Raw genomic sequence first — 25,049 nt, forward strand, 5'->3', positions numbered from 1 at the left:
ATTTCGAAAAGGGCCATGCAAACAACTCCGTCGAAAAGGCTCCTGTCGCTGGATGCCTTCCGTGGCCTCACCATCATCTTCATGACCTTGGTGAACAACCCGGGGAGCTGGCGGTATGTGCTCCCTCCGCTCCGTCACGCCGAATGGCACGGCTGCACACCCACCGACCTGGTGTTTCCTTTCTTCCTGTTCATCATGGGCGTTGCCATGGCCTTTTCTTTTGCGAGAAGATTGGAAACTGCCGGCAAGAAGGGCCCCCTGTATCTGCAGATTGTGAAGAGGACGGCGCTCCTCTTACTCCTCGGGTGGTTTTTGAACCTGTTTCCAGAGTTCGATTTCGTCCACATGCGCTTGTCCGGTGTGTTGCAGCGGATTGGGCTGTGCTACTTTTTCGCCTCGTTGCTGGTGCTCCACCTCGGCAGGCGTGGGCAGGTGGTGAGCCTTGTGCTGCTCCTGGTGGGATACTGGGCCATCATGGCATTGGTGCCCTTTCCAGGGCGGGGAGCCGATCCCTGGGCGCTGGGCAGCAACTTGGCGCAGTACGTGGACAATTTGCTCCTGAAAGGGCACATGTGGAAGCCGGATTTTGACCCGGAGGGTTTTCTCAGCACATTGCCCGCTATTGCCAGCACCCTGTTTGGCTACCTGACCGGGCAGTGGCTGCGCAGCGAACGGGCACCATTGGAAAAGACCGTGGGCATGTTCGTTTCGGCCAATCTCCTCCTCGTGGTAGCCCTTGTCTGGGCAACCTGGATGCCGCTGAACAAGCAGCTATGGACCAGCAGTTACGTCCTCTACACCACGGGGCTGGCGCTGCACTTCCTTGCCATGAGCTACTGGGCCATTGACATCAAGGGGTGGCGGCGTGGACTGCAGCCGCTGATCGTGTACGGCAGCAACGCCATTCTGGCCTACTTCGGCTCTTCGCTGCTGGCCAAATGGCTGTACTATTGGCAGTTCACCATGGCCGACGGCAGCCGGCAGCCGGTGAAAGGCCTGATCTACAGCAAAGTGCTGGTGCCGGTGGCCGGCAACTGGGGAGGATCCCTCCTCTACCCCTTTCTGCACATTCTCCTGTGGCTTGGCATCTTGACCATCCTCTATCGCAAGAGGGTCTTTATCAAATTGTGAAGCGGTAACATGTGTCTTTAAGAAGTGAGGAAATGGACATGAGGCGTCTGTGGCTGTTGTTGAGTCTTCTGCTCGTGGCCTGGAGCCAGGTCAGCGGCGGGGTCAGAGTGGTGGGCAAAGCGGTCAAGCTGGTGGGGGGTGACGGCAACTTTTTCATGAACCCGGTCTGGTCACCGGATGGCCAGATGATCGCTTTCACCGGGGAGCGTTACGAGGGGCTGTGGGTAATGAAGGCCGATGGCAGCGGTGTGCGGGAATTGACCGCCGAGCCGGCTGCAGGCTATGGCTTCGAGTGGTCGGCTGATTCTCGGGCGATTCTGGCGCGTGTGGCCCAGTATCGCGGGCCCTTCCGCTACAACGCAGCCAAGCTCTTCCGCGTCGACACCGGGGAGGCTACCCTCTTGACCGAATACCGCACCTCTATGCCGGAACTCCCCCGCTGGGCGGAAGGGGACAGCAAAGTGGTGATCGTCGGGCCGAAGGAAGTGGAGGTGGTGGAATCAGGGAAGCAGGTGGCGGAAATGGCCAAGGTCTCCCCTCGCTACTTCTGCTACCAGAAGGGTGGGGCGATTGTGGTAGCTGGTGGCGGTGCCAAGCCTTTGGCTACGCTCGATCCCCTGCCTGGCGAGCAGTACCTCAACGAGGTTGTGTCCCCCGATGGGCGGCGCGTGGCCTTCGAGGTCTTGGGCGGCGACCTCTACGTGGTGAACACCGACGGAACCGGCCTCGTGGACTTGGGTCGTGGCAACAGACCGCAGTGGGCGCCAGACAGCCATCACCTGGTCTACATGATTGCCGAGGATGACGGCCATCAGTTCACCTCCTCGGACATCTACTGCATCGGGGCCGACGGCTCGGGAAAGACAGCGCTCACCAGCACGCCAGAGCGGTTGGAGATGAACCCCTGCTGGTCGCCGGACGGAAGCAAGATCGCATTCGACACCATGGACGAGGGGGCCATCTATGTGCTTCCCGTCGCGATTGTGGACACCAGCAAGACGCGCATTGAGCAGTGAGTCGCCTGGCGAAGGAACAACGGAGAGAGAGAAGATAGATGCGGACGAACAAGAATGGAGAGTACTTGGTCATTCTTGCACTTCTGGCGGCTGTATTCCTGCCGGCCCTTGGGTTGGCGCAAGTGACCGGGTTGTCTGGGTGGAACATTTTCCTCGATCCGGGTCACAGCCAGAAAGAGAACATGGGGGTATACGGCTACTCCGAGGCGGAGCGCAATTTGCGCGTTGGCCTGCGCCTGCGCGAGATGCTGCTCAACGAGACGGACATCGACACGGTCTACATCTCGCGCACCAATGACCAGCAGCAGGTGTCGCTGACCCAGCGCACCGATTTCGCCAACCGCGTTGGCGCCGCCTGGTTTCACTCGATTCACAGCGATGCTGGCGACCCCGCGGCCAACAGCACCTTGCTCCTTTGGGGCCAATACTACAACGGCCAGGAGAAGTACCCGCCTGGCGGCAAGGCGATGTCGGATATCATGGTCGTGCTCCTCACGCGCGGGATGCGCACCACCACCAGGGGCTCCATCGGCGACTGCAGTTTCTACACCTGGTCGGACTTTTGTCGGACCTCGGGCGGGCCGTATCTGCACGTGAACCGCGTGACGACGATGCCCTCCGAGCTCAGCGAGGCCGGTTTCCACACCAATCCGCGCCAGAACCAGCTCTTTATGAATGCCGACTGGAAGCGGCTGGAGGCGCGCACCTTTTTCTGGTCTATTCTGCGCTTCCATCGCTTGCCGCGACCGGCGCCGGGGATTTGCACCGGTATCGTCTACGATGCGGAAACCGGCGTACCGCTCAACGGCGCCAGAGTCACCGTGGGCGGTGCCACCTATGTGACCGATACCTACGAGTCGCTCTTCCACCTTTACTCCGGCGACCCGCAGCAACTGCACAACGGCTTCTACTACATCGAAGGGTTGGGTACGGCCAGCACTGAGCTGAGTGTCGAGGCTGACAACTACATTCCTGTGCAGATGCGCGTCACTCTGTCTGACACGTTTTTCACCTTCGTGGATGTGGGTCTGTACAGCACCGTGCCGCCGGTGGTCAGGACTACCTACCCCGCGGACGGCGACACCGCATTCCCCGCCTGGGCGGATATGTCCATCACTTTCAGCAGGCCCATGGACAAGCAGTCGGTGGAGGCGGCCTTTGCTTTGTGGCCGCCAGCCGCCGTGTCCTTCGTCTGGTCCTCCGACGGCACGCGTCTGACTGTAAAGACGGATACGCTGCTTTTCACCACCAACTATGTGTTGACCATCGCCGGCACGGCGCGCAGCATTCACGGCTACTTCCTGGACGGTAATGGCGACGGCGTGGGGGGCGACGACGTGGTCGTCCGTTTCCGCACCAGCCGCGCGGACATTACGCCCCCAAAGCTGGTCAAGATCTACCCGAAGCAGAACGCCACCAACGTAGAGCTCCACCCCATCATCAGCGCATGGTACGACGAGGAGCTGGACACCACGGTAGACTTTGCCGCGCTTTTCAAGGTGGAGCGGTTCTTGGATCACACCTACGTGCCCGGCACGCTCAAGCACTATCTGGTGAACAAGCAGAGCGTGTTGACGTTCTTTCCAGATGCCCCTTTGTATCCGAGGGAGACATATGTGACGAGGATTTTTGCCGGCTTGCGGGACTACTTTGGCAACGTGGTCATCAATAACCGCTCCTACAGCTTCGTTACCACAGGCACGTCCCTGCAAACCGCGGGCATCGACGATTTTGAGGCGGGCGTGGGCAACTGGTGGGCGCCGCAACAGAGCGGCAGCACCACGGGTATTGTCACCGAGCAGACGAACAGACAGGCGGAGCAGGGGGTGGTCAACCTTCTCACCAGCAGCACTACCGCCATGCGCGTGAACTTTGCCTGGGACGTGGGCGCACCCTCCTGGCTGATCCGGGTGTACTTGTCTGGAGGCGCGCCCAAGAACGTGCGCTTCGATAGCAGCTACATGTTGCAAGTATACGTGTTCGGCGACGGGAGCGGCACCTTGTTCCGCTTTTGCGTGGACGACCGCGTGCCCGATTACCAGGCCGCCAACCACGAGGTGAGCCCATGGTACGCCATCGACTGGGTGGGGTGGCGATTGGTGACGTGGGACATGTCGCGCGACGGTACGGGGACCTGGCTGGGTGACGGCAACCTGGACGGGACGTTGGGGTTCGACAGCATCCAGCTCTCCTCCCAACCCGGAGGTGCACCCCAGGGTACGCTGGTCTTTGACGACCTGCGCCTCGCCCGGCCCACACAGGTCAGGGTGGAGCCCCCAGTAGCCAGCGTGCCGACAAGGCTTCGCCTTGCCCAGGGCTACCCAAATCCGTTCAACGCCTTGGTGACACTCCACTACGAAGTGCCAGATGGTGTGCACCATGTGCAGTTGGCTTTGTACGATGCGTTAGGACGGAAGGTCAAGACCGTGGTCGACGGAGCGCAAGCGGGTGGTGTCTACCGCGTGCAATGGGATGGCACCGATGACCGGGGGCAGAGCGTGGCAAGTGGCGTATACCTCTGTCGCCTGAGCACAGACGAGGGGAGTGCCAGCGTTCAGCTCATCCTCACGCGCTAAGGGCGAACTGGAGCAAAAACGATTTCTTGTTCGGGAGGCCTAATGAAACAGTTGTGCAGTCTGCTGTTGAGCATGATCCTCGCTCACGGCCTGCTGGCCAGTGGCAACCGTGAATTCCGCGCCACGTGGGTGATTACCTGGGAACACATCAGTCCGTCGCTCACGGCTGAGCAGAACAAGGCAAACGTGCGCGCCATCCTGGACCGGCACAAGGGGGCAAACATGAACGCGGTCTTGTGGCAATGCCGGCAGAGCGGGACGGCCTACTACAACTCTTCGTTCGAGCCATGGGGTTACTACGCCGGCTACCAGTATCCCGGCTACGATCCTTTGGCCTATGCCATCGAAGAGGCGCACAAGCGGGGCATGGAGGTGCACGCCTGGTTCAACGTGTTTCAGGTCTCGTCCACCTATCCCGGAGCCCCGGCGGTGCTGCATCCGGAGTGGATCTGTCGCGATCGCGACGGCAACCCCATGACCAGCAACATCGCCTTTTCCCCAGGGCTGGAGGCGGTGCGGGCCTACACCATTGCCGTGGCGATGGAAATCGTGCGCAACTACGATATCGACGGCCTGCACCTGGACTACGTGCGCTGGAACGAGTACAGCAACTCAAAGCTCTCCAAGAAGCTGGCCAAGATGGCCGAGCAGCAACAGTGGCTGGACGGCATGATCCCGGCGGAGCAGCTGCAGGACCTGCAAGAGAACGCCGCCGGCCGCTACCTTTACGACATCGAGCACCCGTACAGTGCCGGTGTACCGGCTGGTTTCGCCTCGTGGGAGGACTGGTGGCGCTGGTCGGTAACCGAGTTCGTGCGCGTGTTGCACGACTCCATCCAGGCTGTGAAGCCGTGGGTCAGGCTGTCGCCGGCAGCATTGGGCAAGTACAACTGGTCAAGCTGGCAGGGCTACGGCACTGTCTACCAGGATGCGGCGCTCTGGTTCAATGAAGGCTACATCGAGCAGTTGACCCCCATGCACTATCACTGGCTCACACCCGACGGATTCTACGCCATGCTGGTCGGCCCGAGCGAGTCCTGGGGGCCGTGGATCCAGAAAGGCATTGCCGAGGGGCGGCTGTTCACCGTCGGGCCGGGTTCGTACCAATTCGCCTACGAAAAGGTCTGGTACCGTCATCCCGCCGTCGTGGAGGTCTGTCGCACCGTGCCGTGGGTGGATGGGTTCCAATTCTTCAGCTATGGGAGCTGGCAGGCCTACCAGTACTGGGAGGAAGCCGGACAAACCTTCTTCGAGCGCAAGACCAAGGTGCGCTCCGGCTGGTCTCCACACGCCGATGTCCCCGATGCCCCCAGTATCGCCATCCGCAAACTGGATTCGTTACGCTACGAGCTGACCATTACCCCGCCGCCATCGGTGCGTACGCCGCACCGTTATGCCATCTACCGCTCCGAGGACGACGTCATCGACCTCGAGCAGGACCGCATCGTGGACGTGCATTTCGGCATCACACCCTACACGGTGGTGGAAGAGTTCCCCGGCACGCAGGACTATAACGGCGCGTATCGCTACGCCGCAACAGTGCTGGACCGTTATTGGAACGAGTCCGCGCCGTCCAACGTGGTGGTTACCGATCCACTTCCTTCTTTCGCACCGGTGGTGGTAGCCACCAGCCCGGCGGAAGGGGACACCGTCCCGGTGAACGCTGCGATCTCCTTTACCTTTTCCAAGACGATGGACAAGAGCAGTGTTGAGGCGGCGCTGACCTTTGTCCCTCCCTTTGAGGTGACGACGATGACCTGGCTGGATGGGAAGGTGCTGCAGATTGTGCCGGTGCGTCTGCAGTTTGCCACTGCCTACACCGTGACGGTGGGAGCCAGTGCTACCGACATCAACGGCCGCCGGCTGGACGGCAACGGCGATGGGGTAGAGGGGGATCCATTCGTCCTGCGCTTTGCCACGCGCCGGATCGATGATGTTGGCCCACGCGTCCTGGTGACCTATCCTGCGTTCCCGGTCGGGCAAGCCATGGACGTGGACGACGTGATTACGCTGGTGTTCGATGAGCTGATCAAGCCGGCGAGCATGACGGACACGACCGTCAGTGTCACGAGTGCCGCCGGGGAAGCCCGCGTCGAGGCTTTAGCTACAGCAACGGCCGACCGCTCCCTGGTGTGCATCAGGGCATGGGAGCCTCTCGCGCCGGAGACCGAGTACACGGTGTATGTGCGCAACACGATTCAGGACACGACCGGCAACCAGATGGAGGACGACTTCTCCTGGGGCTTTCGCACCTCCAAGGCGCACTATGTGGAGAGTCGCATGATCGACGACTTCTCCGCTGCCGGCAACTGGGAGCAGCCCAGCTACAGCGGCTCCACCTCCGGGATTGTGGTAGCAAACTCGACCTTTGGCATCACCAGTGCCGTCTACCTGCCCGCCTCAGCCACGCGGCCGGTATCAAAGCGCTCAGCTTTCCTGACGTACGAATGGATGGAGACACCGCCGCCACAAGGCTATCTCCTGCGAGAGTACCTGAAGACCGGACCGCCGCGCGACGTGGTGTTTGATACCACCTACACGCTTCAAGTCTACCTCTACGGCGATGCGAGCGGCAACAAGTTCCGTTTCTGCCTGGATGAAGGGACGGGCACCGATTGGCCCTATCACGAAGTCTCCAATTGGGTGACCATCGACTGGTACGGCTGGCGCTTGGTGGAATGGCACCTGAGCGACCCCGGCAGTGTGGGCAGTTGGATTGGCGACGGCGTCATGAACGGGAAGGCCTACCGCATCGATAGCTTCCAGCTGACGCGAGGCGAAACGGGGGCAGTCAGGGGGCGGCTCTTCTTCGACAACCTGCGCTTGGTGAAAAAGTCGACTGAGCCGGTGCGAGTGGAACCCACCGGCAGCAACGTGCCGCTGGCCTTCATGCTCCATCCGGCATACCCGAATCCCTTCAACCCCGTGGCGACCATCCCCTTCGACATTGCCAGCAGCGGCGACGTGCGCCTGGTGGTGTACGACATGTTGGGCCGGGAGGTTGCCACGCTGGTGGACCAGACACTGGCCCCGGGCCGCTATCGGGTACAGTTTGACGCGCGCGGGCTGCCGTCCGGCACGTATTTTTGTCGCCTGGTATGCCGTGGCCAAGCTATGACCAGGAAGTTAGTCCTGGCCCGCTAAGCCGTTTGTGCGCAGATTGGGCAGGCGAGGGGGGCCGACGCGTGCGGGAGTTCGGTGCGCAGATGGGCCTGGTTGCGAGGTTCAGGACAGAGAGCAGAAGGAGGAGGCAGTTGCTCATGGGGCGCGTGCTTGGATTGGCTGTCCTGGGGGGCGTTCTCATGCTCTTGGGGCTGGTCGGTTGCGCGGCCTTGCTGCCGGCAAGAAAGCCGTCTCTTAGCAAACAGGAGCTGGACGTGGCGGCACGTGTGGGCATCAGCGCCGAGCAGCTTCTGCGCATGCAAAAGACGCCACTCTCTCGCTTCACAGAGCGGGAGGTCGACCTCTACCTGCGCTATCTCAGCGAGATGGAGCCAGACCTGCGCCTGCGCGTGCAACACTTGGCACGGAAGATGGTGGGCCAACCGTACCAGATTTTCCTTCTCGGCGAGTTTCCCTTTGAAATCTACGACCCCGATCCGCTCTTCAGCCTGCGCAAGAGCGACTGTCTTGTCTTCGCCGAGCACATATACGCCATGGCCCTGGCCTGGGACTGGCCAAGCTTCATGGCGCTCTTGCAGAGGATCCGCTACAAGGACGGGCGCATCGGCATGCTCACCAGGAACCACTACACCGAAGCCGACTGGGTGGTGAACAACTCCTGGCTGGTGCAAGATTTCACTGCCGAGCTGGTGGGAGACCGCGCCGTGCCCGTGACCTCAGTGATCGACCGCGCGCGCTTCTTTCGGCGATTCGGCATCGGCCAGGAAATCCCGCTCCAGGAGCTCAGCTGGTCCTACATCCCTTATGAACTCTTGCCGGAATTCATCGATCGGCTGCAGCCCGGTGACTTTGTCAACATTGTGCGGGGCAACCAGGATGGCCTCTACGTGGGGCATGTGGGGCTCATCACCCGCAGCGCAGACGGCACAGTCAATCTGCTTCACTCCACGCACCCGCGGGTGGTAGAGGAGCCTCTCATGGGGCTTTACCGGGAAGCACCGGCGTTGCGCGCCGCCAGGGAGAAGGAAAACCGGCGGATCATGGCGCGCAACCGCAAGATCCAGGAGCACAACGAGCGCGTACGAAGGACCGGCAAAGGAAAGGAGAAACCGCTCCTCCCTGTCAAGCCCTACTTCTACGGGTTTCGCTTCTATCGCCTCAGGACGGATGCCCTTGGCGAGTTGCGCCGCCTGGATGGGCCGGAGGCCCCGCGCGTGCAGTTTGTGCCGCATTCAAACCTCTGAGCCGCTTGCCGTGGGCAGACGGTGGCGCGAGCGCGGCAGGGGGCATTCGACCCGGGTAACTCCAACCTGGCTGCCTTCATTGGGCTCAAGCCATCGATGTGGCGCCATGGACACGCAACCCAATTTGATGCCACATTGGCGGCGCAGACTCGGAGACGCGACGCACCCGGAGGAACGGCTATGCGAAGAGTCGGCCTGTTTCTGTCCATTTTGCTCCTTTTTGCCGGCACTGTCGAGAGGGGAGTGGGGCAAACACAGACCTACCCCAAGCGCCTCAAGCGTTCAGAGAGCTTTTTGGGCATCCACTTCGATTTTCACGCGGGGGACGATTGCAAGGAAATCGGCAAGTACGTCAGTCGGGAGATGGTCGAGTACATCATCGACACGGTAAAGCCGGACTATGTGCAATGCGACTGCAAGGGCCACCCCGGTGTCTCCAGCTACATGACCAAAGTCGGCCATCAGGCCCCGGGTTTTGTCTTGGACCCCCTCCGCATCTGGCGGGAGGCGACTGCCGAGCGCGGCGTGGCGCTCTATGTGCACTACTCCGGTGTGTGGGACGAGAAGGCCGTGCAAGCTCATCCCGACTGGGCATGTGTGAATAACAAGGGGGAGGCGAGCAAGCAAAAGACCTCAGTCTTTGGGCCCTATGTGGACCAGCTCCTCATCCGCCAACTCAAAGAGTTGGCCGACGAGTATGGCATCGATGGCGTCTGGGTGGATGGGGACTGCTGGGCAGTTGAGTCCGATTACTCGCCCCGTGCGCTGGAGGCCTTCAAGGCAAAAACAGGGATCGCCGAGGCGCCCAAGTCACCCGAGGACCCACACTGGTTTGAATTCTTGGAGTGCCAGCGCGAGGGCTACCGGAGCTACCTGAACCACTACGTCACCGAGCTCCATGCGCACCGCCCCGAGTTCCAAATTGCCAGCAACTGGTCTTTCACTTCTTTCATGCCGGAGGCGGTGAGTGTGCCTGTCGATTTTCTTTCCGGCGACTATCTATGGCGGAACAGCGTCAATTCGGCGCGCTTCGAGGGGCGGGTGATGGCACAGCAGGGCAAGCCATGGGACCTGATGGCCTGGAGTTTTACCTGGACGGACCAGCTCTACAGCACAAAGTCTGTGCCCCAACTGCAGCAGGAAGCAGCCATTATCCTGGCATTGGGCGGAGGATTCCAGGCCTACTCTCCCCAGAAGCGCGACGGTTCCATTCGCCGGTGGCAGATGCGGGTGATGGCCGAAGTGGCACAATTCTGTCGCGCGCGCCAGGAACTTTGCCACAAAGCCGAACTCGTGCCGCAGATCGGGTTGATCCTCTCCACTTCCGCATTCTACCGGGAAAGCCCAAAGCCGTTTGCCGGTTGGACTGAGGAGGTGAGCGGCATCAAAGGCATCCTCCAATGTCTTCTGGATGGCCAGCACGTCGTCGACGTTGTCATGGAGCATCACCTGCGGCAGCGCGCGCGGCAGTACCCGCTGCTCATCTACCCGGAATGGAGCTACATCGACCCAGAATTCAAGGCGTTGCTCCTGGAATACGTCGCCAGCGGCGGGAGGCTGTTGGTCATCGGGCCCAGGGCTGCTAAGCTCTTTGAGAAGGAGCTGGGGGTAACCTGTGAGGGCGAGCCGCAGAGGCGCGTCAACGGACTGGCGTACGGCGGGTTTCTGGCAGGCATCAACTCCGAGTACCAGCCGGTTCAACTCGGTCCAGGAGTTCGCCCATTTGGCGAAATCTACGAGAACAATGACTTTTTCGGCGAGCCGGCCGTTGCGGCCTCGATTGCCGACTATGGGCAGGGACAGATCGCCGCGGTCTACCTGAACCTTGGCGAGCGGTACATGAATTTGGCGACTACGGTCAGTCGCGACTTTCTCAGCGCCTTGGTCCGTGAACTCTTTCCTTCCCCGCTCGTGGAGGTCACCGGTTCGCATAACGTGGATGTGACCGTCAGCCGCAAGGAGGGCAGACTGTTGATCAATCTGGTCAACACTGCCGGTCTCCACTCCGATAGCAGGGTGAGCGTGTTCGACCAGATTCCGGCCGTGGGCCCGCTGACCGTGAGCGTGCGGCAGGCCAGCAAGCCGAAAGCGGTAAGCCTCATGCCATCGGGCATGAAGTTGCAGTTCCACTTCCGGGACGGCAAGCTTACGCTGACGGTGCCGAGGCTGGAGATTCACGAGGTCGTGGCGTTGGAGTGATTGAACGGGGTTCCCAAAGCTCTGCGGCTCTTTTCCTGAACGGGGCTCCATAGGCTCCCTGGCTGCGCGGCCGAGTGAGCGGGCGGGCGCCTGGGCGGCCATGAGGGGTGAAGGGTGGCGATCTCGTCACGTGGCGAATTTTTCCTCTTGACTTTTTCGAAAAAAGGGCTACATTACAAAACAGTCGGGGATGGCTGCGGCAGCTGTCGACCGTGGGGTAGTTGCCGAGCAGCCAGTGAGGGGGAGGAAACCAAGGCCTACCTCGGAGGAGTGCACGTCATGAAGCTTATTACTAAGGCACTTGTGACGCTCCTTGTCGGCGGGATGGCGTGCGTCTGCCTTGCAGGCACCACCGGGAAGATCGCCGGTACTGTAATCGACAAGGAGACAAAGGCGCCGCTTCCGGGCGTCAACGTGGTCATCGAGGGTACGACCATGGGGGCGGCCACCAACCTGCAAGGCTACTACGTGATCCTGAACGTCCCACCTGGCACCTACACCCTGCGCGCCTCCATGATCGGCTACACGCGGGTCACTGCTACGCAGGTGCGGGTGAGCATCGACCAAACCACGACCGTGGACTTTCAACTGCAGCCGGAGACGCTGATGGGGCAGGAGGTGACGGTGGTCGCCGAGCGGCCGGTAGTGCAGAAGGATGTCTCCGCCAGTGTGGCCAGCTTGAACTTCAAGGAGATCGAGGCGCTGCCCATGGTGCGGGTCGCGGAGGTGGTGGGATTGGAGGCAGGCGTCATCGGGCTCACCATCCGCGGCGGTGGCAGCGAACAGACCAACTTTGTCGTCAACGGCTTTTCCCTGCGCGACGAGCGGACTTTCCAACCCTACACCGGCATCAGCTACACCTCCATTGACGAAATCAAGATTCAGACGGGCGGCTTCAGCGCCGAATTCGGCAACATCCGCTCTGGGTTGATAAACGTGGTGACCAAGGAAGGGAGCAGGGACAAGTACAGCTTCGGCTTCTTGGGGAGGTACCGCCCACCTGGCCCCAAGCATTTCGGGCACGCCCCCTACTCCCGCGACTCCTACTGGATCCGCCCGTATGTGGATGACGCCGTCTGCTGGACGGGAACCAAGAACGGCGCTTGGGACGCGTACACGCAGAAGCAGTTCGTCGAGTTCGAGGGGTGGAATGCGGTTTCGGCCAAGACCTTGGCAAACGATGACCCCAACGACGACCTCACCCCCGCTGCTGCCCAACAAGTCTTTTTATGGGAGCACCGGCGCATTTTGGAAGTGAGGGACCATGACTATGACGTAGACATGAGCTTCGGCGGGCCGGTACCCGTGGTGAGCCAGTTTCTTGGTGACCTGCGCTTCTTTGCCTCTTATCGGCGCACGCGCGAAATGTACGTGGTGCCCCTTTCCACCGACTGGTACCGCGACTACCATGGGCAGCTCAAGCTGACCTCAGACCTGAGGCCCGGCCTGAAGCTCATGGTAGAAGGGATGATGGGTGGCGAGAACGGCACCAATGACAACAACTCAGGCCTGCCCGGCATCTTCCGCAGCCCGGAGGGCATTGCCGACGCCCTGAGCAACGGCCCCAAGTACATTGACGGCCGCATGTTCGGCGACGCGTACTGGTGTCCGTCTACCTACAAGCGGAACAGCGTCGGGGCCAAGTTGACCCACGTACTCAATCCAGCCACTTTCTACGAAATAACGCTGCAGCGCTACCACACCAGCTACGACACCAATCCCGGGCGGGCACGCGATACCTCGCGCGTCTACCTGTTCGGCAACAACTATTGGGTGGACGAGGCACCATTCGGCTACCAGCCGGCCCCGAGCACCGGCATCGTGGGCTTGCGCATGGGCGTAGGCATGAGCAACTCGCGCGACAGCAGCAAAGTCACCGTCTGGTCGCTACGTGCGGACTTTACGAGCCAGCTCAATCGCCACAACAATCTGAAGACCGGCGTGGAGTTTGTTTACACCGACAACAAAGTCAACTATGCCTCGGTAGACAAGTTCCTGCCCAGCGGTCGGTCAAAGTCCAAATGGCACACCTACCCGGTGCGCGGTGCGGTTTACGTGCAGGACAACCTGGAATTCGAGGGGATGATTGCTAACGTGGGCCTGCGCCTTGACTATTCGCACGCCGGCGGCGAGTGGTACGTCTACGATCCGTTCACCCGTGCGTTTTCAGCGGAAAGGTCTTTGGGCATCGACACGCTGCTGGCCAAGGAGCCTACCAAGCGCATTCTCGAGCTCAGCCCACGGCTGGGCGTGGCTTTCCCCATCACGGTCAACAGCAAGCTGTACTTCAACTACGGCCATTTCCGGCAGTTGCCGCTGCCCGAAAACCTCTTCCTGCTGCGCCGGTTCACGGACAACAATGCCGTCACCAGGATCGCTGACCCCAACAACCCGCTGCCCAGGACGATCGCCTACGAATTGGGATATGAGCACAGCTTGTTCAATCAGTTTCTGTTGCGCTTGGCGGGGTACTACAAAGACGCCTCCCTGCAGTCGCGGCTGGTCACGTATGTCAGCCGGGATAACAAGGTCAACTACAGTGTTACCAAGCCCTATTCCTATCAAGACACGCGTGGCTTCGAGTTGACCCTGCGCAAGAATCGTGGTCAGTGGGTGCAGGGCTTTGTCAACTATACCTACGACGTGACCACCGCCGGCAATTTTGGCTTCGGCACGTACTATGAAAACCCGGCCGAGCAACGGCGCTACGAACGCGAGACCCGCTCCCACTATCAGGAGAAGCCGGTGCCGCGGCCGTATTCGCGCGCCAATATCGACTTTTTCACGCCGCAGGAATTTGGCCCCGAGGTCCTCGGCCTGTCGCTCCTCGGCGACTGGCGCTTGAACGTGCTGGCGGTGTGGCGCTCCGGCTACCACTTCACCTGGACCGGAGGTGGAACGATACCGGGCATCCAGTACAACGTGCAGTGGCGTGACTACTACAACGTCGACCTCCGTCTGAGCAAGAACTTGCGCCTCGGCTTTGCTAACGTGGAGTTTTTTGTGGACGTGTACAATCTTTTCAATATCCGCTACATGACCCAATATGGCTTTGTCGACGGCAAGGACTATGAGGCGTACATGAAGTCGCTCCACCTGCCAGCGGGTATTGGCAACCGGCTTGCCTACGGAAATATCCCAGGCAACGATAGGCCTGGCGACTACCGCAAAGATGGCGTGAAATTTCAGCCGATGGAATTTGTGCCGAACATGAACGACGTCAGCAGGCTTAACCCTCAGGTCATTTACTACGACAAGAGCAGGGACAACTTCTTCGAGTGCATCGGTGGGCAATGGGTGATGGTGCCAGAGCCGAAGCTCAAGAAGTTGCTGGACGAGAAGGCCCACATCGACATGCCGAACCAGCAGTACTTCACGTTCCTGCATCCGCGGGACGTGTACTGGGGCGTGCGGCTGTGGGTGAACTACTAGTGGCCTTGGTCTCAACCGTACGTCGAGGGCAAAGAGATGAGCGCCTGGACTAAGAGAAACTCTTGGCTAGTGGCAGTGCTCAGTGGGGTACTGGCACTGCCAGGGGCCGTGTTCGGCCAGTACGACATTCGCTGGATGGCCGTGGGCTCGCTGCACAATTGGTACTCCAGCATCGGCTCCGAGATCGAGCACGGCTTTATGAAGGTGCAGCAGTACGGCATGCAATGGCCGGCCATTTACCAGTACCAGGACATGCAGGCGGCCAAGGCGTTGTGGATCGGCTGCAAGAACTTTACCGACCAGAACGGCATGTTCTTTCCGTACAAGGTGGTGCACGTGGGGCCGCGCGTGTCTGGCGGTGGCGAGTTCTTTCCCATCAAGATGGAGATGGTAAGCCGGTTCGAGCCACCGGTGGTGTTTGTGGATGGCGCACTTTCGTACGAGAAGCCTGTGGACAACAACCGCGTCGATCCGAGCATGAAGGCGGACAGGATGATCATCAATGTCACCAACTGCCAGCTCGGCATCACCATGACGCGCAAGATTTTCCAATTCAGCAACCCCTATCACGACAATTACATCGTCAGTGACTACACCTTCACCAACACGGGCAACGTGGATGACGACCCGGAAATCGAACTGCCCAATCAGACCCTGGACGACGTCTACTTCTTTTTCCAGTTCCGGTGGGCGGTTTGTCGCGAGACCCGTTATCTCATCGGCAACGCCACCGGCTGGGGCATAAACCTGATGCTGGACGCCCGAGGTGATGGCGTAAAGGTCGACCCACCGAACGAGAACTTCCGCTGTCAGTTCGGATGGCACGGCAAGTATCCGCCGTTTACGTTGTACGACAACATCGGGGCGCCCATCTGGAGCCCGCAAGGCTCAGCGGGTTACATTGGGGCGGCCGACACTGTGGGGAGGCTCGGCGCTGCGCAGTTCATCGGCGTGGTGACGCTGCACGCTGACCACTCGCCCACTGACCCCAGCGACGACCCCATGCAGCCATCCACCACCACCTACGAGTCCTCCGACGCGCCGAACACTTCGCAGAACGATCCGTTCAACATCGCGCGCATGGAGTCGGAGTACGGCTGGATGTCCAAGGGGCACATGTCGCCGCGGCACTGCGACAAGGTGGAGCCCAGCGGCGATTTCGCCTCGCCTACCGGTGATCCGGCACTGGGCACCCCGGGTGGCTTCTCGGCCTGCATCGGCTATGGCCCCTACACGTTGCGTCCGGGGGAGAGCATCCACATTGTGTGGGCAGAAGCGGCCGCCGGGCTGAGCCGGGAGATGTGCATCGAGATTGGCAAGCAGTACAAGAAGGGCATCATCGATGCGCGTACCAAGAATCAGTGGGTGCTCACCGGTCGCGACTCGCTATTCCAGACCTTCCGGCGCGCCATCGCCAACCATAACTCCGGCTACACCATGGCCGAGCCGCAGTTCCCACCCAGCGAGGTGTACATCAGCGGTGGCGGTGACCGCATCAACTTGGAATGGAAAGTCTACGACGATGCGCCTCGTCCGCTGAGCTTCGAAATATGCCGTGCCAAGGGAAGGTATGACAGCACCTACACCCTCGTCTACCGCGCTGGACCGGATGAGCGCTCGTTCAAGGACAGGCAGCTGGAGCGTGGGACGTCGTACTATTACTACGTGGTCGCCGTAGGGCCAGAGATGCCGGGCAACCCGGCGTTGAACATTCCCGCCCACACGCTGAAGAGCAATCGTTACTACACGCAGGCCTACGACCCTACGAACTTGAAGCGGCCCGCAGGAGAGAAGCTGAGCGATATCCGGATTGTGCCGAACCCGTACAACATCTCCGCAGACCCCAACAATCTGCTCTTCCCGGGTGAAGGGGACAAGATTGCTTTCTTCAACATCCCGGGCGAATGTACCATTCGCATCTTCACGGAGAGTGGCGAGCTCATCAAGACCATCGAGCACACCGACGGGACGGGTGATGCCTATTGGAACTGCACCACCTCCTCGAACCAGGTGATTGTGAGCGGCGTCTACTTAGTGGTGGTCACCGACCACAAGACTGGCAAGAGCGCGGTGGAGAAATTGGTGGTTATCCGGTAAGCGGATCCAAGCATAGGGTAGTGCCATGAAAAGGTCGCTGATTGCAGTCCTGCTGCTGGCCGGCTGGTGCCTGAGCGCCCATGGCCAGACACAAAAGTTGCAGAAGTTAGCGCAGACCGGCATGAAGTTCCTGAGCGTGACCACCGACGCCCGTGCCAGCGCCTTGGGCGAGGCGGTCACTGCGCAGGAGGGGTACGCGGCGTCCATGTTCTTCAACCCGTCAGGATTGGCCAGCATAACGTCCTTAGCCGATCTGTCCTTTGGCCAGGTAAATTGGATCGCAGACATCAAGTACTTCTATGCCAGCGCCGCCCTGAACCCCTGGCGCGGCAAGTACGGCGTGGTGGGCATCTCGTTCCTTTCGGTGGACTATGGTGATTTCAAGGGGACCATCCGGGACGTAAGTGAGAAGGGGTACAAGGACACCGGCATGTTCAGCCCCGGCGCCAGGGCGGTGGGCATCGGCTATGCGCGGGCCTTGTCCATGAAGTTCTCGGTTGGCGGGGTGGTCAAGTACGTGTCCCAGGATCTCGGCAGCAGCATCGTCGGCTTTGACAACCAGGGTGGCTATCGCCAGAAGCAGTATGAAGAGGGGGTGGTGGCCTACGACTTTGGCATTCTCTATCGCACCGGGTTCCGCAGCCTCAACTTTGGCATGTCCGTGCGCAACTTCTCCCAGGAGGTTCGCTACGAGACGGAAGGCTTCCAGCTACCGCTGACCTTCCGCATCGGCTTGGCGATAGACCTTTTGGACGTGTTCCCTGCATTTCGCCTAGGCCAGGATGAGTTGCTGCTGTCGGTGGATGCCACGCACCCGCGGGACTACCCCGAGCAGGTTGGCTTCGGTGCCGAGTATCTTCTCATGAACACGTTGGCCCTGCGCGTGGGGTATTCCTTTCCCAATGACGAGCACGGGTTCACCGTGGGCTTTGGTGTGCAGCAGTCCCTGTCGCAATTCCGATTTGGCCTCGACTACGCTTACACGCCGTTTGGGCTCTTTAACGAGGTCCACCGCTTTTCCATCAGGTTGTCCATGTGAACTGCAGATCCAGACATTCCGCCAGGCTCCCGGCCATGCGGCCGGGAGCTTTTGCTTTTCAGGGGGGAGGGAGAGCCAACTTTTGCGAGGACGAGCGGAGGGCTGCCGGGCAGTTCCGGCAGGATATCCAGTGACCGGAAGGTGGGAGCCCGACAGCATACGGAAGTCCATTGGCTTGGTGGCGCGCGAGCCCTGCTTAGAGGTAGGCGGCCACGGTAGGGTCACCGCGCGTGGATCGGCGCTCGGGTCCAGGAGTGTACCCTGTCCACCCCGAGCAAGGCCAGCGGCCCCCCCAACAAGAAGGGCTTAGGCCCAATGAGGAAGGGGACCAAGTGGCGTGCCCCTTCCTGCTACAGGCGGCGCTTGTCGCGTGGCGGACAGCCTTCTTAGCTCGCGTTGCAGCCCGGCCCTGTGACGATCCAGTCACCACACCAGATAACACCCAGGCATGCCGAGTGCCCATGGTCATAGATCAGACATGTCGGCTGCCAGAAGGGGTACTCGCACCGGTAGTCCGTGGTGTACAAGCACGCCCAGCAAGCTACCGTCTTCGCTTTGGCCTGCTGGGCGAGAGGCCAGAGGCCGGTCCCCAGTAGGGCTGTGACGAGAACCACAGCGAAGCCCCCCAGAGAAACGAGCGTCGACGCGCCATCACCGGTCACCTCCTTTCCTGTAGGGTGAGTCCAGCACGCACGATTGTCACCTCCCCTCCAGTAACGTCGATCCCGTACAGCGTACCGCGGCCGTCAGAGGAACAGATGCCGAAATTCGTCCTTTAAACATAGGAGCACAGAAGCCGCCCCTGACGATCGAACACGTCGATGATGGGGTGTGGCAGTGCGGCTACCTAGTGGACCAGCCTGTGCCCCCAAGAACCCAGAAAGAGAGATGTGGGAGGCGGTTTGAGCCGGTGGGCACCTTCTCCGGCTGGCTGGACGCGTGCCGGTGGCAGGAAGCGGTTTTTCCGGAATACGCGCACTCTTAGATCCCCATCAAGTGTGTATCGTCGGATCTCGTAAGGGTTATACTGGGAGTAGTAAAGTGCATCACCGACCACGAGGAGAGGGCCGCTGGAGATGACCTGTTTGACCGAGATCTGCGCATACCCCACGGGCGAGCGGAAGCGAACGGGCTCGCCGAAGGAACGGATCCGCTCCCCGGCGGCAGAGTACTTGTGGATAACACATTCGGTCTCGGCGTCGTACCAGCTAAGGTAGAAGGCACCCGTGCTATCGACTGCGAATCCACTGAAGTCCGAGAAACTGCAGTGGCACTGAGCGCAGGTAGGTTCCTTGGGGGAAAAGACGCTGACGCGGGCGTTACCTGCATCGAAGACGCAGAGATTGCCTTGTGCATTGAGAACCATAGACAAGGGCAGGAGCAGCTCACCGGGTCCTTTCCCTCTGCCGCCGAAACTTAGCAGTCGCTCACCGTGTGGTGTGCAACGGTGGATCAGGCAGCCTTCTCGCTCCAGCAGGAAAAAGTACCCATCCTTGTCCCCCACCACCCACGAGACCCCCTCATAGCCTCCCTTCAGCCTGAGGTCAAAGGTCATCTCAACGCTCGGCCCGCGTTTCCGGCCCCATTCTCCCCTTTCCGGGTTGAGGACCACCGTCGCACCGGGGCTCTCTTTCCGGGCTAACTTGGCCAACTCGTCCGCGTCCCAGACGTAGGGCACCTCTTGCCCCGCCAACCGCCGCTTTAGACCGACATTGCGTGCCACTAGGTACGCCAGGCCGAGACAAACGGCTCTCAAGGCCCCACTCACCAGCGTCCGCTTGACCTGCGATCCTCGTGGCTCCATGTCTTACCCCTCCAATCACTTAGTCATCGGCCGACCCCAACCTCCGCTACCATCCGTTCCACCTCCCGCAGCGCCCGTCCTCTCGCCGTAGCGCTGGTAGAGGCGAACTCTCGCCTCTGCGTCCACCAACACGACCAGCGGTACATAGTCCGCCCAGTACAACCTCAGGAGCTCATGTCGAGGGTCTGCCGCCACCGGGAAGCGTAAGCCATGCCTTTGGGCAAATGAGGCCGTGGGCGCCTCGCCGTCGGCGCTGACCCCTATCATCTTCACCGCTGCCAGGCGCTCGGCAAACTCCTGCCACCCCCCGCGCTCTCCGCACATGAGGGACAACTCGTGTTGAAGAATATCAGCACCACCGGCCCTTTGGGTACGCTCACCCTTTCACCCTGCAGGGCCACCGCCTCGAAGCATGGCGCCCTCTCGCCCACCTTCAGTGGCTCCTGCCGCAAGAGCAGCCTGTGGGGGTAACGGTTCTCCAATCCCAACACCGCGGCCGCCATCAGCACCATGCCCAGGAGCGCACTGGCGGCGTAGTTGACAGGTTGACGGCGTTTCACTGGACCCTAAGCCGTATGAATGAGGCGCGGCCCCAGCCGCCTTCTGCACCTCGGGGAGGTCGACTGCGCTGTTGCCGCCGATCCTTGCCCGTATTCGTCTACCCTGCAAACAGCCATTCCGTCGGGTGTGCCCCTCCGCGGTTTCCCCACCCGGCGACCCTCCAGACAAAAGGGGAGCCCCTCACCGCCGGCCCAGAGTCCATAGCGGCCGACGCATTCCGCATCGCGGGGCCGCGTCGTCTCGGCTGTAAGGTAAAAACTCGATTGCTGTCAAGTGTTTTTTGGAGCGGCAAAGGTGCACAGTTAGCTGCCCCGGTATGTGAGCAGCCGGGGGTTAAGGGGTGGGGCATACCGTGAGGTTCGCGGGCTGTGAAGGGGTCTTGGTGGGAAGCGCAAATGCGGGTGTAATGGTCCTGGGCCTGAGCGACACCCCCCGCGGCAGAACCAGGGACGCGTTCGGCGCAATCGCTCACGCGCTGTCCCCAAGGTTGCCCACAAGGCACTGGTGCAGCCACCCGCAGGGGTTTCGTACATAGCGGCCTAGACGGGACAGTCAGATCCTGTCCAGCCCCTCAGGCAGATTCTGCCTCCGCAAGGGTGACGCTGTCCCGGGCTGGCCGTGTACCAAGACCCGTAGAGTGCACTTTCGATCTTCCGCAGCCTTGCGGCAAATTGACGCCTGCAGGAAGGACGTGGCGAGGTAACCCCCTAAACCAGGATCCCGGCGGCGGACTGACTGCGCATGCCGTCGCACACTCTCGGTGCTGCCTCAATGCCCAACCCCGGTGAGAATTGCGCTTTTGCCCAAGAAGGTGCCCGCCACTGCAGCGGTTACCAGGCAAGCCAAGGTGGCGGCTACCAGGGCCCGAACTCCGAGAGAGGAGAGCTCGGCAGTACGGCGCGGCGCCAATGCCGCAATGCCGCCCACAAAAATGGCCAGCGAAGCCACATGGGCGAAGCCGCACAGCGCATAGGCGGCTATGACCGCAGAGCGCGGCTCATGCAAAGCACCGGCGGCCAGCATGGCAGCCAGGTCCTGATACGACTGTACCTCCGTGGCCACAGTGCGCTCCCCGATGAGGCGAGCCACCGCCCAGGCGTCCCGCGGCGGCACACCCACCACCAAGGTGAAGGGGTAGAAGACCAAGCTCAGGAGACTGCGCAAGGACAGGTCAACTCTCGTGCCCAGGAGCTGGCTGACCCAGTGCCCCAACTGCCCGAACACCAGGTCGACAAGGGCGACAAGGCCCAGAAAGGCGAGCAGGAGCGCGGCAATCCCCACCACCAGACGCACGCCGCCATTGGCTCCGTTGATGATGGCCTCGATGATGTTGTGCTCCCGCTCATGGTGCGGCCGTACGGACACACCTAAAGTTGCCGGATGCTCAGTCTCGGGTACCATCAGCTTTGCCATCACCAGAGCAGCAGGGGCCGAGATGATCGAGGCGGAGACCAGGTGACCGGCAATTGTCGGGAAATGGCTCTGCAGCACGAACACGTAGAGCGCCATCACGCTGGAGGCAATGGTGGCCATGCCGGCGGTGAGGATCGTGCAAAGCTCCGAGCGCGTCATGCCGTCCAAGTAGGGGCGGATGGTGAGCGCCGACTCGATGCCCACAAAGATGTTGCTGGCGGCGCACAATGATTCGGCACCGCTGATGCGCATCAATCTGGTGAACAGCGAGGCAAAGCCGCGGATCAGCCAGGGCATGACACCCAAGTAGTAGAAGGCACCCACCAGCGCCGCGAAAAAAACGATGGTGGGAAGCGCCTGAAAGGCAAGGAAGAACCCCAACGACGTCTCGCCAGCCGCGTCCGTGGTGCCAGGAGGCAGGGCCAAACGGCCGAAGAGAAACCTTGTGCCCGCCGAGGCGCTGTCAAGCACCTTCACGACGACGTCGTTGAGAAGCAGAAAGAGCTTCGCCCCCACGGGGACCTGGAATATGAAAAGCGCAAACAGAAGCTGCAGCCCGGTGCCCCAGAGGACCACTCGCCAGTTGATGCGGCGACGCTGGGTGGACAGAAGCCAGGCCACGCCCATCAGCACAAATATGCCGCAAAAGCTGACCAGATTGTACGGTGACATGCTCATCACTCCTTGACGCACATGGTTTCCAAGAATTCACCCAGACTGCGGCGCGAATGCGGCTACGAAAGCGCTCAGCACGGCGGCCAGGACCAGCCGCGGCGAGAGCACCGGCACGTGCAAGGCCCTGGCCAGCTGCTGCTGCGTGGCGCGGCCATAGCCCATGCAATTTAAAACGACAAGCGCCAAGTCGTCGCGGCGGAGTTGCTCAACGAGGCAGCAAAGCTGCGCAGGGGACGGGTCATAAGGAGGGAGTGTGGCGACCACCAGTTGCCTGCCCGGCCCGTGCCAGCCCTGGGAGGCGTCCGCCACTTGCGACTCCTCCGGTACCACCACCGCCAGCGTGCCTCGTGTGAGCAAGGCACTTGCTGCGGCGCGAAGCAGCTGGGCGGGGCGAAAGAGCGTACGCTCCGACCTAAGAAGCTCGAAATCGGCCGTGCAGAGCAGTACACTCGCAGCCACCCCGGCCTGTTCCACACGCCGCACGCAATCGTCGAGCAGCGGTGCTATGCCCGCGGTACTCACCCTCACCGCCGAGCCGTCGCGCAGGCGGGTCACCAAGGCGGGCTCCCCTGGGCGCGGAGCGAGCGCCGCAATGTGCTGTGGCGCAAGCTGATCCAGCGCCCCTGCTTCGACAAACTCCACGGCCTGCAGTTCCGGGGTGAGGAGCTCGCCGAAGATATCCGGCCGCGGGGATTGACCTATGGTTATCGCACCGATACGAATGGTGTCCACTCGGCCATGCTCTCATTGCGGCCCTTGGCAGAGGGCGTGCGGCGTCGGCCGCAACTCCTTGCCAATTGCCCTCTCAACCCGCTCGTACAAGCCGGCATCTCTCATGCCAGAGCCGAGGATGAGTCTGTCCCAGGGGATGGTGATGAGGGCCACCCTTTGGCCTGGCGCGATGGCTGCGGTGGTGAGCGGGCATCCCTCCTCACACGCAAGTGTGGCGATGAGGTCAGGAAACGTGGCCAGCCGCTCGCCCGCGCATTCGATGGTCATGTACTCGTTCCAAAAGGAGAGCTCGTATTCGCTCTTGTTGGAGGTGACCAGGACACTGCCCACGTCGAACCCTCCCGCCGTGCGTCTCCCGACCCGGGTTACCTCTCCGACGTCCACCGTCCTTGCACCGGCCTCGGCCGAAAGCGCTTGCAACTTTGCGCTGAGTCCTGGGGCATCGTGCAGGATGGCGCCGAGCCGGATGGCTTGGCAAATGGCGCCCACTGCCGCATGCTGCCCGACATAGGAGGCAGGCACCGGGTTGCGCGCCACGGCGACCATACCTCCCGCCCTGACGGCCGCCTGCCGCACGCCCGCCGACACCTCCTCGAGGGAGCCCGAGTAGAATTCTTCGACGAGGCGGCCTCGCTGCGCATACCCACCCACAGCAGCCGCGCATGCGCGGTATTCCCCCCGGCGATGCAGACCCATCGACCCCATCAGCCCCAAGGGATGAGCTCGTCCATTGCAAGGGGCGTCCAGCACTGGGATGCCTAACACCGCGGACTGGTACCACCCATTCACAGTGGCAAAGCCGCCGTTTTCCGAGGTGATGAGCGCGTCTATTGCCATTCGGCTCCTGTCTCTGAGGATTTCCACTGCCCGCACAAGGTGCTCGGGGGTAACCCACCGCTCCGGCGCCGCAGGCGCGCCCACCAACGACACGGTGACCACGATCGCCTCCGGCGGCAGTTCTTCGATCCCCCGCAAGGCTACCGACCCGCGCGCCAGCGCAGCCCGGCCAAGAGCCATCCCCTCCGCCAGCGAACCGCCGCCACCGCCGCCCAAAAGGCCTCCACCAAGGACTGCACGCTCAACTATCTCTTCAGTGATGCAGAACAAAGCCTTTGGGTCCTCGCACCGACTGGATGGTCGCTCAGTTCTCCCTCAGCTCAAGACCAAGTTCCGGCTCTGGAGCCTCCCGGGCAGCGTGGGCAAGGGCGCGCCGTGCCGGCAGATAGAGGTTCCACAGCAGCCCGAAGAAGGCGGCCTTCTGCAGCAAGGTCTGCGCTGGACGATTGGCAAAAAACATGGCTGCATAGAGGTAGAGAAAAAGGTGGTTTGCCACCACTGTGGGATAGAACCAGAAGCAACGGGCGTAGCGGCGCGTCTCGTAGAGAAGCACAAAGCCCAGGAGCCAAAACGAGGTGGTCATGAGGCCGGCGCCCATGCGGTGCACAGGGTCATGCGTGGCGCATGGCGCCATGGTCACTATGAGTCCAACGGCTGCCAGCAGGAAGAGGGAAGCCACAACCCGCAGAAGGAGCCTACTCCCGCTCCACCAGCTCAGCCGGGCTAACCGCAGGCAGACGAACGAGGAAAAGAGGAGGTTGACCTCGAATGTCAGCATGCCGCGCTGATTGGGGAGACCGCCACTGGTAGAAGGGTTGCCCAACCAGCTCAGAGGGTGGCTGACCACGTCAAAGCGCTCGCCATAGAGCAGCGCTGAGGCTGGGATAGCTATGAGGTTACTCCAGAAAAGGAGCCTTATCCAGCGGAAAGACTCCCTGGGCAACTCCTGCTCCGGGCCGGAACGAAGTGCTCTTTCTCGACGCTGCTTCCATCGGTACATGGCAATCCTCACGTTTCTTGCCCGACGCCGTTTATGCTCCTCAGTGGAGCTGACCGAGGGCGACTTTCTTTTGCCATCGGCCCACGGAAAGTGCAAGACCTCCTATGGCCCAGCGCCTTCGCAGCGCGCGAAGCCATGTGCAATCCCATGACTCAGGCCTGAGGCAGCGG

At 61.3% G+C, this 25,049-nt stretch carries 15 protein-coding genes; 9 read left to right on the forward strand and 6 right to left on the reverse strand.

What is annotated here, in order from left to right; genetic code table 11:
- Positions 1-15 precede the first annotated feature (15 nt).
- The 9 genes from NUW13_14985 (at position 16) to NUW13_15025 (ending at position 17,857) form a co-directional block, all read left to right on the forward strand.
- Positions 16-1,131: a DUF5009 domain-containing protein gene (locus tag NUW13_14985; protein ID MCR4440326.1), complete on the forward strand. Its 1,116-nt coding sequence runs from the start codon at positions 16-18 to the stop codon at positions 1,129-1,131.
- Positions 1,132-1,169: 38 nt separating this feature from the next.
- Positions 1,170-2,147 (forward strand): hypothetical protein, encoded by a 978-nt coding sequence (locus NUW13_14990; GenBank protein ID MCR4440327.1) that lies wholly within the window; start codon positions 1,170-1,172, stop codon positions 2,145-2,147.
- Between the two features lie 38 nt (positions 2,148-2,185).
- Positions 2,186-4,723 carry an Ig-like domain-containing protein gene (locus NUW13_14995; protein ID MCR4440328.1) on the forward strand — a complete coding sequence of 846 codons (2,538 nt, stop codon included), beginning with the start codon at positions 2,186-2,188 and terminating at the stop codon, positions 4,721-4,723.
- Between the two features lie 42 nt (positions 4,724-4,765).
- A complete protein-coding gene (locus NUW13_15000; GenBank protein ID MCR4440329.1) occupies positions 4,766-7,867 on the forward strand; it encodes a family 10 glycosylhydrolase in 3,102 nt (1,033 codons plus the stop codon).
- 116 nt (positions 7,868-7,983) lie between these two features.
- Entirely contained in the window at positions 7,984-9,090 is a 1,107-nt protein-coding gene (locus NUW13_15005; protein ID MCR4440330.1) for a DUF1460 domain-containing protein, read from the forward strand.
- A gap of 180 nt (positions 9,091-9,270) precedes the next feature.
- Complete coding sequence (locus NUW13_15010; GenBank protein ID MCR4440331.1) at positions 9,271-11,289, forward strand: hypothetical protein; 2,019 nt, start codon at positions 9,271-9,273, stop codon at positions 11,287-11,289.
- Positions 11,290-11,568: 279 nt separating this feature from the next.
- Complete coding sequence (locus tag NUW13_15015; protein MCR4440332.1) at positions 11,569-14,721, forward strand: carboxypeptidase-like regulatory domain-containing protein; 3,153 nt, start codon at positions 11,569-11,571, stop codon at positions 14,719-14,721.
- Between the two features lie 36 nt (positions 14,722-14,757).
- A complete protein-coding gene (locus tag NUW13_15020; GenBank protein MCR4440333.1) occupies positions 14,758-16,818 on the forward strand; it encodes a hypothetical protein in 2,061 nt (686 codons plus the stop codon).
- A gap of 25 nt (positions 16,819-16,843) precedes the next feature.
- Positions 16,844-17,857, forward strand: coding sequence for a PorV/PorQ family protein (locus NUW13_15025; protein ID MCR4440334.1), 1,014 nt, complete (start codon positions 16,844-16,846; stop codon positions 17,855-17,857).
- Positions 17,858-18,704: 847 nt separating this feature from the next.
- Here NUW13_15025 and NUW13_15030 read toward each other — a convergent pair.
- The 6 genes from NUW13_15030 to NUW13_15055 all read right to left on the reverse strand — a co-directional run bounded on the left by NUW13_15030 (position 18,705) and on the right by NUW13_15055 (position 24,879).
- A complete protein-coding gene (locus NUW13_15030; GenBank protein ID MCR4440335.1) occupies positions 18,705-19,661 on the reverse strand; it encodes a hypothetical protein in 957 nt (318 codons plus the stop codon).
- A 15-nt stretch (positions 19,662-19,676) separates the two neighbouring features.
- The gene (locus NUW13_15035; GenBank protein ID MCR4440336.1) at positions 19,677-19,985 is read right to left on the reverse strand and encodes a redoxin domain-containing protein; all 309 of its coding nucleotides are present in this window, start codon (positions 19,983-19,985) and stop codon (positions 19,677-19,679) included.
- A 1,005-nt stretch (positions 19,986-20,990) separates the two neighbouring features.
- Positions 20,991-22,307 carry a nucleoside transporter gene (locus NUW13_15040; GenBank protein ID MCR4440337.1) on the reverse strand — a complete coding sequence of 439 codons (1,317 nt, stop codon included), beginning with the start codon at positions 22,305-22,307 and terminating at the stop codon, positions 20,991-20,993.
- A 36-nt stretch (positions 22,308-22,343) separates the two neighbouring features.
- Complete coding sequence (locus tag NUW13_15045) at positions 22,344-23,042, reverse strand: AroM family protein (protein MCR4440338.1); 699 nt, start codon at positions 23,040-23,042, stop codon at positions 22,344-22,346.
- 12 nt (positions 23,043-23,054) lie between these two features.
- Positions 23,055-24,149, reverse strand: coding sequence for a DUF917 family protein (locus tag NUW13_15050; GenBank protein MCR4440339.1), 1,095 nt, complete (start codon positions 24,147-24,149; stop codon positions 23,055-23,057).
- Positions 24,150-24,183: 34 nt separating this feature from the next.
- A complete protein-coding gene (locus NUW13_15055) occupies positions 24,184-24,879 on the reverse strand; it encodes a hypothetical protein (GenBank protein MCR4440340.1) in 696 nt (231 codons plus the stop codon).
- Positions 24,880-25,049: the final 170 nt, after the last annotated feature.

Source organism: candidate division KSB1 bacterium (assembly GCA_024655945.1).
GTDB lineage: Bacteria > Zhuqueibacterota > Zhuqueibacteria > JANLFK01 > Oleimicrobiaceae > Oleimicrobium.

What these genes read in the sequence shown, in the direction of transcription:
- NUW13_14995 (MCR4440328.1), top strand. Translation starts at nt 2,186, where the DNA reads ATGCGGACGAACAAGAATGGAGAGTACTTGGTCATTCTTGCACTTCTG.
- NUW13_15000 (MCR4440329.1), top strand. Translation starts at nt 4,766, where the DNA reads ATGAAACAGTTGTGCAGTCTGCTGTTGAGCATGATCCTCGCTCACGGC.
- NUW13_15025 (MCR4440334.1), top strand. Translation starts at nt 16,844, where the DNA reads ATGAAAAGGTCGCTGATTGCAGTCCTGCTGCTGGCCGGCTGGTGCCTG.
- NUW13_14990 (MCR4440327.1), top strand. Translation starts at nt 1,170, where the DNA reads ATGAGGCGTCTGTGGCTGTTGTTGAGTCTTCTGCTCGTGGCCTGGAGC.
- NUW13_15005 (MCR4440330.1), top strand. Translation starts at nt 7,984, where the DNA reads ATGGGGCGCGTGCTTGGATTGGCTGTCCTGGGGGGCGTTCTCATGCTC.
- NUW13_15035 (MCR4440336.1), bottom strand. Translation starts at nt 19,985, where the DNA reads ATGTGCGGAGAGCGCGGGGGGTGGCAGGAGTTTGCCGAGCGCCTGGCA.
- NUW13_15020 (MCR4440333.1), top strand. Translation starts at nt 14,758, where the DNA reads ATGAGCGCCTGGACTAAGAGAAACTCTTGGCTAGTGGCAGTGCTCAGT.
- NUW13_15030 (MCR4440335.1), bottom strand. Translation starts at nt 19,661, where the DNA reads ATGGAGCCACGAGGATCGCAGGTCAAGCGGACGCTGGTGAGTGGGGCC.
- NUW13_14985 (MCR4440326.1), top strand. Translation starts at nt 16, where the DNA reads ATGCAAACAACTCCGTCGAAAAGGCTCCTGTCGCTGGATGCCTTCCGT.
- NUW13_15010 (MCR4440331.1), top strand. Translation starts at nt 9,271, where the DNA reads ATGCGAAGAGTCGGCCTGTTTCTGTCCATTTTGCTCCTTTTTGCCGGC.
- NUW13_15055 (MCR4440340.1), bottom strand. Translation starts at nt 24,879, where the DNA reads ATGTACCGATGGAAGCAGCGTCGAGAAAGAGCACTTCGTTCCGGCCCG.
- NUW13_15040 (MCR4440337.1), bottom strand. Translation starts at nt 22,307, where the DNA reads ATGTCACCGTACAATCTGGTCAGCTTTTGCGGCATATTTGTGCTGATG.
- NUW13_15015 (MCR4440332.1), top strand. Translation starts at nt 11,569, where the DNA reads ATGAAGCTTATTACTAAGGCACTTGTGACGCTCCTTGTCGGCGGGATG.